Consider the following 13,378-nt stretch of genomic DNA (forward strand, 5'->3'; position numbering starts at 1 on the left):
GCACGTTCGAGGTGGCTCGATCTTGATGGTCTGCAACGACGAGCGGACGGCGCGGCCTGGGGTCAGAGCTGCGCAACGAGCCCGAAAGAGAGTCTGACATGACCGACATGAAGCGGCGGAGCGTACTGAAGTTGGCCCTGGGGGGCGCCGGCCTGGCCACCTTACCTACCGTGACCACGGCGGTGGGCGCCACACCCGCAGCCGCCGCACCGAACCGCGGTCCCGATGTCGTCGGCGTCGGCGACACCTCCATCACCCTGGAGTTCGACGACAAACTGCACACCCGGGTGGCCGTGAAGGACGTCAACGTCACGCGCTTCGACGCCAGTGAAGCCCTGCTGCTGGGCGATACGACGATCGACGAGTTCACCTACCGCGGACACCTGACCCGCAGGACCAGGCATTCCCGGCACGGCGCAGGCGTACAGGTGACCGTCCGGGGGGATTCCGCGGCCGGCGTACGCAAGACGGTGGAGCTGACCTCCTTCCAGCGCCTGACCGGGATGATCGTGATGAGGGTGACCTACACCAACATCTCCGGTGCCGAGCTGAGGGTCACCGGGTGGCGCAGCGGCGCCCACGAACTCCTGGAGAAGCCCGGCGGCTTCTACACCTTCTCGGGTACCACCTATGAGAACCGTCGCGACTGGGTGCAGCCGGTGACAGACGGGTTCGACCAGGAGAACTCGCTGGGGATGGACTCCTCCGACTACGGCGGCGGCACGCCGATGGCGTCCGTCTGGCGTCCGGGCGCGGGCCTGTCCGTCGGGCACGTCGAACCCGTGGCGAGGATCCTGCGCCTGCCGGTTCGCAGGACGCCCAACGGAGCGAGCATCGCCGTCGAAGGCGACACCCCGCGCATCCTGAAGCCGGGCCAGCAGTTGAGCACCGACACCACGTTCCTGACGGCCCACTCGGGTGACCACTTCGTACCGCTCCAGCGCTATCGCGACTACCTGGGCGACCTCGGCCAGCGCGCCCCCACGTCGCCGAAATCGGCCTACGACCCCATCTGGTGCGCCTGGGGTTACGAGCGCGACTTCACTGTCGAGCAGGTCATCGGGACGCTTCCCAAGGTGCGTGAGGTCGGCCTCAAGTGGGCGGTGCTCGACGACGGCTGGCAGACCAACGAAGGCGACTGGGACATCAACCCGCAGAAGTTCCCGCGGGGCGAAGCGGACATGCGAGCCTTCACCAGGCAGATCCGAGACGCGGGCCTGCGGCCGCGTCTGTGGTGGGCCCCGCTGGCGGCGGATCCGGAGAGCAACCTGTTCAAAGAACGCCCCGACATGCTTCTGCTGGATCGCGACGGCAAGATGCAGAAGGTGACCTGGTGGAACGCCTGGACGTTGTGCCCGGCGTACCAGCCCACTGTGGACTACTTCGTCGCGCAGGTGAAGAGGTTCATCCGTGACTGGGGCTACGAGGGGCTGAAGATCGACGGTCAGCACCTCAACGGCGTCACACCGTGCTACAACCCGGCGCACGGGCACGCCCGCCCCGAGGAGTCCACCGAGGGCCTGGCGCAGTTCTGGAAGGCGGTGTACGAGGCCGCGCACAGGGCGAACCACAACGCGGTCGTCGAGCTCTGCCCCTGCGGCACCGCCTTCGCCTTCCACAACCTGCCCTACATCGACCAGTACCCGGGCTCTGACCCAACCTCGTCGTACCAGGTCCGGACCAAGGGCAAGACGATGAAGGCGCTGATGGGTCAGGGCGCCAGTTACGCCGGCGACCATGTCGAGCTGAGCGATGGCGGCGACGACTTCGCGTCGAGTTACGGCGTGGGAGCCGTGCTGTCGACCAAGTTCACCTACCCGGCGGGCCCGGACGAGGAGAATGTGCTCACCCCGGAAAAGGACGCTCTCTGGCGCAAATGGGTGAGCCTGTACCAGGAGAACATGCTGCCGGCCGGGGAGTACCGGGGCGACCTGTACGACATCGGTTTCGACAAGCCCGAGGCGCACGTCGTGACCAAGCGCGGAACCCTGCACTACGCCTTCTACGCCGACGTGTGGGACGGGACGGTCGAGTTGCGCGGTCTGGGCCGGGCCAGGTACCGCCTGACCGACCCGTTCAACGGCATCTCCCTCGGCACCGTCGATGCCAGGCACAACACCGTGAAGCTGACCTTCGAGAAGTTTCAGCTCGTCGTGGCCGAGCCTGTCGACTGACCTGATCGCGCAGTGATTTCTCCAGCCGCGAGGTCTCCGTCAGAGGGTTCGTCGACCAGGAAGAACCTGAAATACCGGAGACCTCGCGGGCCATCCTGGAGGAGTGGGTCCGATGTGTTCGGTGAACCTTTTTCGACCTGAACCGCGCGATGCGCACGTCCTGGGCCGAGCAGCGGGAAACGACGCCACACCGGGCACCCACTAGGGACGGTGAGCTGGTCGGCGGGGAGGCCGGAGACCCGGGGAGCGGACCGGCGGCAACCTGAGCGCCGCACCCCGGCTCCCCGCCAACGATCGGTCCAGAGACGGCTCAGCTTGCGGGACGGATCTCGAGACGGCGGACCTGTGGTGGTCGAGGTTGTCAGACGTGGTCCGGTCGCCGCAGGCGAGGACCAGGGTGTTGCGGGGGTACCGGGGACGAGATCAGGCGGAGGCTCGCGTGTCGCGCGCGGAGCACCCACTCAGGTCGGTAGCTGCTGCGGCGTTCGTACACCCCGCCGCCGGAGTTGACAGCGCTATAGCTACCGGCTATCTATTAGCGATCCGGACGAAGGGGTGCCTGGGTGCAGGACGTGGTGCTGGCCATGCTGGCGAAGGAGCCGGCGCATGGGTACGAGCTGCGCAGCCGGATGCGCGACGCGCTCGGCCCGGTCGGCGACACGATGAACGCCGGGCAGATCTACGTGGCGCTGGCCCGGCTGGGCAGGGCCGGGCTGGTGACCTCGGAGCGGGCCGAGGGCCTGCCGGACCGGCCTGACCGCCGGGTCTACGCGCTGACCCCGGCCGGACAGCAGCGGGTCGCGGGCTGGCTGTCCGAGGTGAGCTGGCCGAAGCCGGACCTCGCGGAGTTCCACCTGAAGCTGGTGGCCGCCGCGGCCGGCCGGCTTGCCGATCCCGTGGCGCTGGTCGACGCGCAGCGGCGCGAGGTGCTGCGCCGGCTGCGCGACACCCAGCGCGCGGCGCTGGACCGGTCGGTGGATCCGGTTGCCGGGGTGCTGCTGGAGGGCGTCGTGCTGCGGCTGCGGGCCGACCTGGAGTGGCTGGAGGCATGCGAGCGCATGTGGGCCGAGCGTGATCGGACTGGGCGGAAGGCGGAGGCATGACCGGATCGATGGCGCTGCGGGCCCGTGGGCTGACCAAACGGTACGGCTCGAACAACACACTGGTACGCGCGGTCGACGAGGTCGACCTGGACGTGCCCGCCGGGCAGACGTTGGCGATCATGGGCCCGAGCGGCTGTGGCAAGTCCACCCTGCTGCACCTGCTCGGCGGGCTGCAACGCCCGACCGGCGGGCAGGTGTGGCTGGCCGAGCACCGGATCGACACGATGAGCGAACGGGCCCTGGCCCGGCTGCGGCGCGACAGCGTCGGGTTCGTCTTCCAGTCGTTCCATCTCATGGACGAGCTCACCGCGGTGGAGAACGTCGAGCTGGCCGCGCTGCTGGCCGGCCAGTCACCGGGGCGGGCCCGCAGGCGGGCGATGTACCTGTTGGACCGGGTCGGGCTGGCCGACCGCGCCGCGCACCTGCCCTCGGCGCTGTCCGGCGGGCAGCGCCAGCGGGTCGCCATCGCCCGCGCGTTGAGCAACGAGCCGCTGGTCGTGCTGGCCGACGAACCCACCGGCAACCTGGACAGCGCCGCCACCCTGGAGGTACTGCGGCTGTTCGAGGCGTTGCACGCCGCGGGACAGACCCTCGTGGTGGTCACCCACGACGCCCGCATCACCGCGGTCGCCGACCGGGTGATCTCCATGCGGGACGGGGCGTTCGCCGACGACAACCGATTCGCCAGCACCGCTACCGGCACCGTCTACGACGGGCGGCGCTGACATGTCCGGCCGCCTCCTCCTCGTGTGCCGGCTGCTGATCCGGGGCCTGCGCCGCCGCCGGACCGAAACCGTCCTGCTCCTGGTCGCCATCACCGCCGCCACCGCCACGCTGACCCTCGGCCTCACCCTCAACGAAATCGCCGACCGGCCGTACCAGCAGACCCGGACCGCCACCGCCGGCCCGGACGTGATCGTGACCCCCCGGGCCACCGGCCAGGCCGCGTTGGACGAGCTCGCATCGCTGACCACCGCGGCCGGCGTCACCGATCACAGCGGCCCGTTCCCGATCGCCTACCTGACGATGACGGCCGGCGGCAAGTCCGCGCACGCCGTCGTCGAGGGCCGGGACACCGCGCCCGTGTCGATCGACCGGCCCGCTGTGACCGACGGCACCTGGGTACGCCCCGGCGGCGTGGTCGTCGAGCGTGCCTTCGCCGACGCCCTCGGCATCCGCGTCGGCGACACGGTCAGCGTCGACGGCCACCCGCTGCGCGTGACCGGGACCGCGGTCACCGCCGCGAGAGCGACCTATCCGTACGCCGGGTGGCACTACTCGGGCAGTGTCCTGGTCGAGCGCGGCGGCCTGGTCTGGGTCGACCGCGGCGACATAGCCAGGCTCGCGGGCGGCCAGCCGCTGTCGTACACCCTCAACCTCAAACTCGCCGACCCGGCGGCCAGCACCACGTACCCCGTCGGAGACCAACTCACCACCTGGCAGGCGATCGGCCACCTCAACGGTCGGCTGTACAGCGACGCGCGGATCGCGCTGCTCGTCGGCAGTTGGCTGCTCAGCGGCCTTGCGCTGGCCGGCGTCGCCGGCATCGTCGCGGGCCGGATCATCGGCCAGCGCCGCCGGGTCGGGCTGCTCAAGGCCGTCGGGGCCGGACCGGCCATGATCGCCGCCGTCCACCTCGCCGAGTACCTCGTGATCGGGCTCGCCGCCGCCGCCACGGGCCTGGCCGCGGGCTGGTTCGCCGCACCCGTGGTGATCCGTCCCAGCGCCGGACTCATCGGCTCCGTCAACACCCAGCCACCCGCGCTGCGCACGGTGATCGCCGTCACGGCCCTCGCCCTCACGATCGCGGTGGCGGCGACTCTGGTACCGGTGGTGCGCGCCGCCGCCACCAGCACCGTCCATGCACTGGCCGACGCGGCAACGCCACCGCGGCGCCGACGGTGGCGTATCTGGCTGTCGCGGCAGCTGCCCACCGCCCTGCTGATCGGGGTGCGGATCAACGCGCGCCGACCGCGCCGGGCCCGGCTGGTCACCGTGAACACCCTGATCACCATGACCGCACTCGTCGCCATTCTCATGGTCAACACCCGTGTGGTGCACTTCGACCTCGGATACACGGAACTCGCCAATCCCCGGTGGGAACGGGGCGAGCAGGCCACGCTCGTGCTCACCGTCGTGCTGTGCACTCTTGCGTTCATCAACGCCGTCGTGAGCACCTGGACCGCTGTCCTCGACGCCCGGCAGCCGCTGGCCGTCGCGCGGACGCTCGGTGCCACGCCCGCGCAGGCCGGCGTGGGCCTGGCGGTAGCGCAACTGCTTCCCGCCATACCCGGCGTCGCCGTGGGGATCCCGGCCGGCATCGGGCTGGTCACCTTCGTCAGCCTCGGCGAGGTCCAGTACCCACCCGGTTCCTGGCTGCTCGCCACCGCACTCGGAGTCCTGCTCGCCATCGCCGCGCTCACCGCCATCCCCGCGATGGTTGCCACCCGGCGCCCGGTCGTGGACACCCTCCGGTCCGCACCGACCTGACAGCCGTGCACGCCTGTAGTGCCATCTGCCGAGCCCGCGCGCGTACGTCCGCCCCGCCGTGACCAAACGTAGTCAGTCCGGACAGCCGTCGTGACGTCCAGCGTCGACGCGTGCCTGCGCAGTGCGGTCGACACGATATGCAGGTTGAGTAACGACAACCAGGGCTGATGCTGTCCGACGCGCGATCGGCGGCAAATCCGGATACGTGGGCCGGCCTCCCGAAGCTCACGGAAGGAGCAGGCTCAGGTTGGGGCGGGGTGCTGGCGCCCGTTTCGCGTGCAATTGCTTCTCATCCGCACGTATGGTGGGCGGAACCCGTCGTCGAGGCATTGAGTGCACGGGGCGCCCGGGCACCGGTGTGATGCCCGGGCGCCGTCGTGGCGCTGGTTCAGGCGGTGCGCGAGGTCGCGGCCTGGGTCGGACCGCCGCCGCTGCCGCGGTCGTCGAGCACGAGTGGGGCGCGGCCGTTGACGGTGTACCGGATGTGCGTGACCCGCGGCGTGTGCACCACCCTGCTGGGTTCGAGCTCGATCGCCTCGAAGTCGCCGAGGTCGAGGCCGCCGTCGAGCAGGCGCATCCCGGCGCCGAGCACCACCGGGGCAATGTGGATTTCCAGCTCGTCCAACAGGCCGGCTTCGAGTACCTGTCGCAGCAGGTTGCCACCGCCGGCCACGGCGACGTTCTTGCCGTTCGCCGCCGCACGTGCCCGCTCGACCGCGCTGGCGACATCGTCGGTGACGTACGTGAAACTCGTTCCACCCTTGCGTGCCACGGTCTCGCGGGGACGGTGCGTCACGACGAAGACCGGTGCGCGGAACGGCGGTTCCTCACCCCACGGCACCTCACCGCCGTCGGCCATCCGCCTGCCCATGACGTACGCGCCAGCCCTCTCGAACGTCTCGGCCAGAATCTCCGAGTTCGTGTCCTGCTCCCCGCCAGCGAAGCCCAGCCGCTCCCGCCAAGCCATCGCCTCAGTCGCCCAACGGGTGATCCGGAAGAATCCAGCGGCCTCCGCCGACTCCACCCAGCCGCCGTCGCCACTGTGCTGGGGGCCGGCGTAGTACCCGTCAAGTGAAAGCGACATCTGCGCTGTCACCTTGGTCATCGTCCTCGCTCCGCTCTCTCGCGCCCTCGCTTGGGGCTGTCTACCTACAGATCGGAGCCGCAAGGTCGATTTCTACCCGCGTGCCGCGACGAACGGGCTCAACCGGTGCAGCGGACGGCCTGCTGCACGAGAAACCGCTGCTCGGGCAGGCTCCCAGCCAGGCGCGCGGCCTCCCGGTACGCCGCGGCCGCGTCGGCCCGTTTACCGGCCTGCTCAAACAGGTGTGCCCGGACCGCCAGCAGCCGGTGATTCCCTGCGAGTGGCCCGGACTCCAACTCGCCGAGCAACGCCAGCCCAGCCTCCGGGCCACGCACCATCGCCAAGGCGACCGCCCGGTTGAGCGTGGCGACGGGATTGGGCGCCAGCCGATCGAGAACCTGGTACAGCGCGAGAATCTGGGACCAGTCCGTGACCTCGGTCGATGGTGCCTCGGCGTGCACCGCCGCGACGGCCGCTTGTATCTGGTACGGGCCGAGAGGCAGCGTGGCCAGACTGTGGGTGATCAGAGCGATGCCCTCCGCGATCGCGGTGCGGTCCCAACGCGTCCGGTCCTGCTCGATGAGCGGCACGAGGATGCCATCGGGTCCGGTACGCGCCCCGCTACGTGCCTCGGTCAACACCATCAGCGCCAGCAGCCCGACGGTTTCGCCCGAGTCGGGCAGCCGGTCGTGTAGCCGACGCGTCAAGCACAAGGCCTGCCGGGTCAGGTCGGTCCGCTGCAACACCGGCCCAGAGCTGGCGCTGTAGCCCTCATTGAACAGCAGGTACAACACGTGCAACACGGCTCGCAGTCGGGGCCCACACTCCGCCTGCGGCGGAAGCTCGAATCGGGCGTCGGCGTCCCGCAGCCGCTGTTTCGCCCGTGAGATCCGCTGGCCCATCGTCTTCTCCGGCACGAGAAACGCTGCGGCTATCTCGGCCGTGCTCAGTCCGCCGACCGCCCGCAGCGTCAGTGCCACCTGTGCGGACGGGGTCAGGGCCGGATGGCAGCACAGGAACAACAGCTCAAGCAGGTCGTCGCGAACCGGCTCCAGGTCCGGCGGCGGGGCGACCAGCGCATCGCGCGGGGTGGTCGCCAGAACGGCACGCTCCCGACGCTCCCGGGCGGTGTCGGCGCGCAGTTGATCCAGGTAACGACGCGCGGCGACCGTCGTTAGCCACCCCAGCGGCTGCGCCGGAACGCCGGTGCGCGGCCACGTACTGACCGCAGTGACCAACGCCTCCTGGACCGCGTCCTCGGCCCGGAAAAAGTCACCGTAGCGGCGTACGAGCGCACCGAGCACCGGAGCCGCGAGCGTCCGCAGCAGTTCCTCGGTCGACGGGTCGACCTTCAACGCCGGACCCAGCCGCCCCGCATCAACGGCCACACCTCGACGCTGCCACCGTAGCGCAGCCCTGGATATGACTGGGCGATGTCCAGCGCCCGTTGGTCGACATCGACATCCACCATGAAGTAGGAGCCTACGTACTCCTTCGCCTCCAGGTACGGCCCGTCCGTGACGACCGGACCGCCCTGCGCCATCCGGACCGAGCGGGCCCGCGGTACCAACCCTTCCGCAGTGATCAACTCCCCGGACTCGCCCAGCGCATCGTTGAACGCGTCGACCTCGCTGATGAGCGCGGCGAGGTCGGCCGGCGCGAGCGTGTTCCAAACCTCCTCGTTGCCATAGACCAGCATCAGGTATTTCATGGCACAACCCTTCCCTGCGGAGGCGCTGAGTAGCCTTGCCACGATAATGCGGGCCGCCGAGATGCTGCGCACGGACGGCAACGGCGAGGGGGCGGCCACAGGTTCTCCGGCTGGCTGAGAGCGGCCACCGAGGGATTCCGAGAGCCGATCACGAAGCGTGACGGCTGTGGCTGTGGGCGGCGCACGGTCGGCGGCATGAGCGAGCACCTGATCGAGCGCGGGTTCACACGGTCCCTCGGTGCGAGCCTGGCGTGCTTGAGAAGATGATCCGCTACTCGGGTCAGGTCTCAGGCGACCCTCTCGAGCTCGGCACGTAGTTCGAGCGCGAGGACACCGGTCTCCTCGCAGTAGTCGGCGGAGTTGTTGGTGACGAGGAAAATCATCATGCGGAGCATGCCCCGACCACCCAGGCCTGCGGGTGCCCGGTAAGGCAACCACGGCGTGAGCCGGGATCTGCTCGGAGCACCGGCCAACTGGCGGGACTGCTGACCGCCGGCTCGACACCCTACCGCCGTACGCGAATCCGGTCGACTGACCGCCGGCCACCGGCGCCCGTCCGTGACCGTGCGGACAGCCGGAAATGCGTTTCTCCGCTTGCAGGCACTCCATAGGATCTCCGGTGATCAAGGAGGATGACGCAGTGGGCGATTTCCGGCAGTTCGTGACGGATGTGACTATACGTCTGTCCGCGATGTCCAAGGGCGAGTTGTATGTCGTCGGCGACGGTCTCGACCGGGACTCACTCTGGCTCACCTTTCTCGGTTCCTTCCCCGCCGGCACTAATCTCCGGTTCCGTGAGCGGTCCGAGTACGACTGCTCGACCTGCCGCGGGTTCATCAAGAACTTCGGTAACGTCGTCGAGATCCACAACGGACAGGTTCGCTCCGTCTGGTCCGGGGTGTCTGCGTCCGACCCGGTCTTCTCCGTCGTCGCCGCCGCAATGGACGAATTCGTCAGCACGCTGCCGTTGTCCACCATTTTCCGGTCCGCCGAGGCGCAGTACGGGACGAGGACGACCCGGACGCTGCGCGACGGCCAGGTCGAGGTGTGGCACCACCTGCACGGCCGGGTGGAGAAGCGGCATCGCATCAAGGAGGTCGGCGCGGCACGGGGCACTTTCGACGCCGCGGTGCAGGTGTTCCGGCGTGGCCTGGCCGAGCTGACCCAGCACGCTCTGGACACCGTCGTCGATCTCATCGACGACAACGCCCTCTACCGCGGCACGGAGCATCGTCGGGCGGTGACCGAGTTCCGGTCACTGCAGAACCGGTGGACGAAGGCGGCCGACGGACAGGCCTTCATTTTCGCCAACGCCATGAACCCGGCGGCCCGGTTCCGCAACACGGTGATCGGCACCCTCGTCCAGGATCTCTCCGCGGGCGTCGACCTGGAGCAGGCGGTCCGGTCGTTCGAGACGAAGGTGGCACCGCAGAATTACCAGCGCCCCACGGCGTTGATCACCCCGGCCATGGTCAAGGCTGCCATGAAGACCATCGATGAGTTGGGCATCGAGGAGTCGTTGCAGCGACGGTTCGCCCGGCTGTCCGACGTGTCGGTCACCAACGTGCTATGGGTCGACAACGACACACAGTCGCGGATGAAGGACGGCATCGAAGGGCTGCTCATGCAGGCGGCCACCATGAGGTCGGCAGGTGCGCGCCTTCGTGACGCGAAGCCGGAGGAGATTCCCGTGGTCACCTTCATGAAAGACATCCTGCCGGGCGCCGCGACCATCGACCTGTGGGTCGCCAACAGCCACGAACCGCACTTCGTCAGTCTCACCACCGGCCGGCACCCGGCCGCCCCGCGGCTGTTCACCTGGGACAACGATTTCGGCTGGTCCTACAACGGCAACGTCACCGACTCGATCAAGGAGAAGGTCAAGCGGGCCGGCGGCAACGTCACCGGCAAGCTGCGGGTGAGCCTGTCCTGGTTCAACCACGACGACCTCGACCTGCACGTGTTCGAACCCAACGGCGACCACATCTGGTACAGGGACAAACGCAACAAGCTGGACGTCGACATGAACGCGGGCGGGACGTTCTCGCGTGAGCCGGTGGAGAACGTCACCTGGACCGACAACGTCCCCGACGGCGAGTACCGGATCGAGGTGAATCAGTTCAACAAGCGGGAAAGCACCGAGGTCGGCTTCGTGATCGAGACCGAGAGCAACGGGAAAATCGAGCATTACAGCCACGAGCGGGCGGTCGGCCACAAGGAGACCGTCGAGGTGGGCCGGATGACGGTCGCCGACGAGGTGATCACCGCTTTCCGGCCGGGTAAGGACATGCAGCCGGGCAGCGCAGGCAAGGACCTGTGGGGAATCGCCACCGAACAGTTCGTGCCGGTGTCCACCATCATGTACTCGCCGAACTACTTCGACGACGGCGAGGTCGGCAACCGCCACTACTTCTTCATCCTGAAAGGGTGCGTGAACGACCAGCCGACCCGGGGGATCTACAACGAGTTCCTCCGCGGCGACCTGCAACCGCACCGCAAGGTGTTCGAGGTTCTCGGCGATCGCACCAAGTGCGAGCCGTCCCCGGATCAGCTGTCCGGCCTCGGCTTCAGCTCCACGGTCCGCAGCTCTGTGGTCGCCAAGGTGACCATGACCGACGGCCGGCGCCACCTCATCAGTATCCAGTTCTGACTTCCTACCCAGAGAATCTGAGAGAGGCCATCGTGACCATTTTTGAAAAGGCCACGCGGGAGAAATTCCGCTACCCGTCGGCCAAGGGACTGCTGACCACGGAACAGCTGTGGGAGCTTCCGCTGACCGCCAAGTCCGGCTTCAGCCTCGATGACGTGGCCAAGGCGGTCAACGCCGAACTCAAGGCCATCGACACCGAGTCGTTCGTGGCCACCGAGACCAATCCGGCCAAGGCAACCTTGGAGACCAAGTTGGAGGTCGTCAAGCACGTCATCGCCATCCGCCTCGCGGAGGACCAGTCGGCGAAGGCAGCGGCAGCCAAGAAGCTGGAGAAGGAAAAGCTGCTGGCAGTCCTGGGCCGCAAGCAGGACGCGGTCCTGGAAAACCTGACCGAGGCAGAGCTGCTGGCCCGAATCAACAACCTGTAGCCCGCTGACAATCAGCGTCTGCTGCTCATCGGGGTAGGCGGTCCGGCCGGCTGGCGGTGGTGGCGTAGCCTGCCGCCGTACGGGCCGGAGGTGCTGGCAGCGCCCCTGAATCGAGTCGACCAGGCCACCGCGGACGCCGCGTTCAGCCCTGCTAGGCGGTAACGAGACCTCTGACGGAACGGGTCTTGGACGCGCATCGGTTGGCCCGTGCTGTGGATCAGGGCTGGGACGCCATGGTGAGCTTTGCGATGTCTGGGGCATAGACGGTCATCCAGTGCGGATGCAGCCGGTAGTAGACCACGTCGTTGTCCCAGTCGAAGGGGTCGTCGCCGTAGAAGTCCTTCAAGTACGCGAGCACGTCCGGCCAGTCCGTGGCCTGGTCGCCGTTCTGGGGGTTGAGGATCTCCACCTTGCCGTGCGTGAAGACGCCGAGGTCCTCACCGCGCATATGTGCGGCGCTGACGGCGGGCCGCGCCGCGAGGTGGCGCGCCTTGGCCGCGTCGCGCGCCGTGCCGAAGTACCACTTGCCTCGCAGGAAGTGCCCGTCCACACCGCTGATCCGCGGCTCACCCTTCGCCGTCACGCTGGACAGAGCGAGGGTGCACATGCCGGTGAGGACCTGGGTGAGCTGCTCCGCGTTCAGTGTGCGCGCGGTGTTGATGATCGAGCGGAGGTGGGAGGTGGAGCGGGCGAGGGAGGCGTCAAGGAGGGCCTGGAGCTCTTCGAGATCTTCTGGGGTTTCGCGCATGGAGGTCCTTGTCTTTCCGCATCTATCTGTGCCGCGGTCCGCGCCCATCACCGGCGCCGACCGATGAACCTATGCTCCACCCAAAACCTGACACCTTGCGTCATATTTCTTCAACTGGCTTGCGGACGCCAGCGGGCCGCACGACAGCCGGCGTGAGAGGCCGGCGGCGCGACGTGACGGCTCCCGGCTGGCGACGCGCGCGCTCTGCGGCAGATGCGGATACGGGTTTCCGGTTGGTCGGCGGCTGACCGAGGGTGGGAAGGCCGAGATGCGTCGATCGGGGTTGGACGTTGCCGGTCCAGGTTGCGACGCCCGAGCGTAAAAACGCTGGTACGTGTCCGATCAGGTTGCATCGATCGGCTGCACTGGTCAGGGTGACCACCACCGCCACGTTGCGCCCCCGTCCAGCGGATTTGGGCCCGGTGGCCGAGCCGATGATTCTCGCGTTCAGCATTCCGGCTGCGATCGTGGTCGGCCTCACCGTCGGGTTTCCGGCCGCTGCGGGGGTGCTGGCGATCATGTGGCCGCCTGCCTTGGCCAGTTGGACCTATGCCGCGGTGCGCCGATGCAACCTCCGGGTCGAGTTCGACGACCATTGCCTGGTGCACGTGAACGTATGGCGTCGGCGCACCGTGATCCCGCGGACGGAGATCAGGGCGGCCCACGTCCTCTCGTTCGACGGCCCGGCCGGCGTGCCCGCCTGGGTCGTCGTCGTCATGGGGCGAGACGGCGCGGTCGCACTGTCACTGTGGGAACCACGGTGGGATATCGACCGTACGACCAAGTTCTTCGGAGGGTTGGTCCGGATATTCGGGCGGCCCCTGGGAGCCACCCTCGACACCGTCCGCGCGACGATCCCGGGCTTGCCCGTGCCGTTCCCTGTGGCCCACCCGTTCCTCGCCATGCTCGCCGGGTGGGCGGCCTTCACCGGCTACGCGGCAGTGGTGCTGGGCATTGTTGTCGCCGTGGCTACGTAACGCTGCACCGTCT

At 68.4% G+C, this 13,378-nt stretch carries 11 protein-coding genes; 7 read left to right on the forward strand and 4 right to left on the reverse strand.

Annotated elements, in window-relative coordinates:
* The first annotated feature begins 98 nt into the window (after window positions 1-98).
* The 4 genes from ACQEVC_RS20565 to ACQEVC_RS20580 all read left to right on the forward strand — a co-directional run bounded on the left by ACQEVC_RS20565 (window position 99) and on the right by ACQEVC_RS20580 (window position 5,767).
* Window positions 99-2,174 carry a glycoside hydrolase family 36 protein gene (locus ACQEVC_RS20565; RefSeq protein WP_432879903.1) on the forward strand — a complete coding sequence of 692 codons (2,076 nt, stop codon included), beginning with the start codon at window positions 99-101 and terminating at the stop codon, window positions 2,172-2,174.
* Window positions 2,175-2,737: 563 nt separating this feature from the next.
* Window positions 2,738-3,277: a PadR family transcriptional regulator gene (locus ACQEVC_RS20570; RefSeq protein WP_432879905.1), complete on the forward strand. Its 540-nt coding sequence runs from the start codon at window positions 2,738-2,740 to the stop codon at window positions 3,275-3,277.
* Window positions 3,274-4,002 carry an ABC transporter ATP-binding protein gene (locus ACQEVC_RS20575; protein WP_432879908.1) on the forward strand — a complete coding sequence of 243 codons (729 nt, stop codon included), beginning with the start codon at window positions 3,274-3,276 and terminating at the stop codon, window positions 4,000-4,002. The genes ACQEVC_RS20570 and ACQEVC_RS20575 overlap by 4 nt, the downstream gene beginning before the upstream one ends.
* A 1-nt stretch (window position 4,003) precedes the next feature.
* Window positions 4,004-5,767 carry an FtsX-like permease family protein gene (locus tag ACQEVC_RS20580; protein WP_432879911.1) on the forward strand — a complete coding sequence of 588 codons (1,764 nt, stop codon included), beginning with the start codon at window positions 4,004-4,006 and terminating at the stop codon, window positions 5,765-5,767.
* A gap of 388 nt (window positions 5,768-6,155) precedes the next feature.
* On the opposite strand, the gene ACQEVC_RS20585 is transcribed toward ACQEVC_RS20580, so the two are convergent.
* From ACQEVC_RS20585 to ACQEVC_RS20595, 3 genes are all read right to left on the reverse strand, one after another.
* Complete coding sequence (locus ACQEVC_RS20585) at window positions 6,156-6,872, reverse strand: dihydrofolate reductase family protein (protein WP_432879915.1); 717 nt, start codon at window positions 6,870-6,872, stop codon at window positions 6,156-6,158.
* Window positions 6,873-6,970: 98 nt separating this feature from the next.
* Window positions 6,971-8,239, reverse strand: a complete 1,269-nt coding sequence (locus ACQEVC_RS20590; RefSeq protein WP_432879918.1) for an RNA polymerase sigma factor — start codon at window positions 8,237-8,239, stop codon at window positions 6,971-6,973.
* Window positions 8,203-8,562, reverse strand: coding sequence for a YciI family protein (locus tag ACQEVC_RS20595; RefSeq protein ID WP_432879921.1), 360 nt, complete (start codon window positions 8,560-8,562; stop codon window positions 8,203-8,205). The genes ACQEVC_RS20590 and ACQEVC_RS20595 overlap by 37 nt, the downstream gene beginning before the upstream one ends.
* 640 nt (window positions 8,563-9,202) lie before the next feature.
* Between ACQEVC_RS20595 and ACQEVC_RS20600 the strand changes: the two genes are divergently transcribed.
* Window positions 9,203-11,212 (forward strand): hypothetical protein, encoded by a 2,010-nt coding sequence (locus ACQEVC_RS20600; protein WP_432891583.1) that lies wholly within the window; start codon window positions 9,203-9,205, stop codon window positions 11,210-11,212.
* A gap of 32 nt (window positions 11,213-11,244) precedes the next feature.
* Window positions 11,245-11,640 carry a hypothetical protein gene (locus ACQEVC_RS20605; protein WP_117672512.1) on the forward strand — a complete coding sequence of 132 codons (396 nt, stop codon included), beginning with the start codon at window positions 11,245-11,247 and terminating at the stop codon, window positions 11,638-11,640.
* Window positions 11,641-11,857: 217 nt separating this feature from the next.
* On the opposite strand, the gene ACQEVC_RS20610 is transcribed toward ACQEVC_RS20605, so the two are convergent.
* Window positions 11,858-12,388, reverse strand: coding sequence for a pyridoxamine 5'-phosphate oxidase family protein (locus tag ACQEVC_RS20610; protein ID WP_432879926.1), 531 nt, complete (start codon window positions 12,386-12,388; stop codon window positions 11,858-11,860).
* Window positions 12,389-12,762: 374 nt separating this feature from the next.
* Here ACQEVC_RS20610 and ACQEVC_RS20615 point away from each other — a divergent pair, with 374 nt between their 5' ends.
* A complete protein-coding gene (locus tag ACQEVC_RS20615) occupies window positions 12,763-13,365 on the forward strand; it encodes a hypothetical protein (protein ID WP_432879928.1) in 603 nt (200 codons plus the stop codon).
* Window positions 13,366-13,378: the final 13 nt, after the last annotated feature.

The sequence above is a fragment of the Plantactinospora sp. CA-294935 genome (assembly GCF_050936445.1).
GTDB lineage: Bacteria > Actinomycetota > Actinomycetes > Mycobacteriales > Micromonosporaceae > Plantactinospora.

Coding starts and splice junctions, on each gene's coding strand:
- ACQEVC_RS20565 (WP_432879903.1), top strand. CDS start 99: ATGACCGACATGAAGCGGCGGAGCGTACTGAAGTTGGCCCTGGGGGGC.
- ACQEVC_RS20575 (WP_432879908.1), top strand. CDS start 3,274: ATGACCGGATCGATGGCGCTGCGGGCCCGTGGGCTGACCAAACGGTAC.
- ACQEVC_RS20580 (WP_432879911.1), top strand. CDS start 4,004: ATGTCCGGCCGCCTCCTCCTCGTGTGCCGGCTGCTGATCCGGGGCCTG.
- ACQEVC_RS20585 (WP_432879915.1), bottom strand. CDS start 6,872: ATGACCAAGGTGACAGCGCAGATGTCGCTTTCACTTGACGGGTACTAC.
- ACQEVC_RS20595 (WP_432879921.1), bottom strand. CDS start 8,562: ATGAAATACCTGATGCTGGTCTATGGCAACGAGGAGGTTTGGAACACG.
- ACQEVC_RS20610 (WP_432879926.1), bottom strand. CDS start 12,388: ATGCGCGAAACCCCAGAAGATCTCGAAGAGCTCCAGGCCCTCCTTGAC.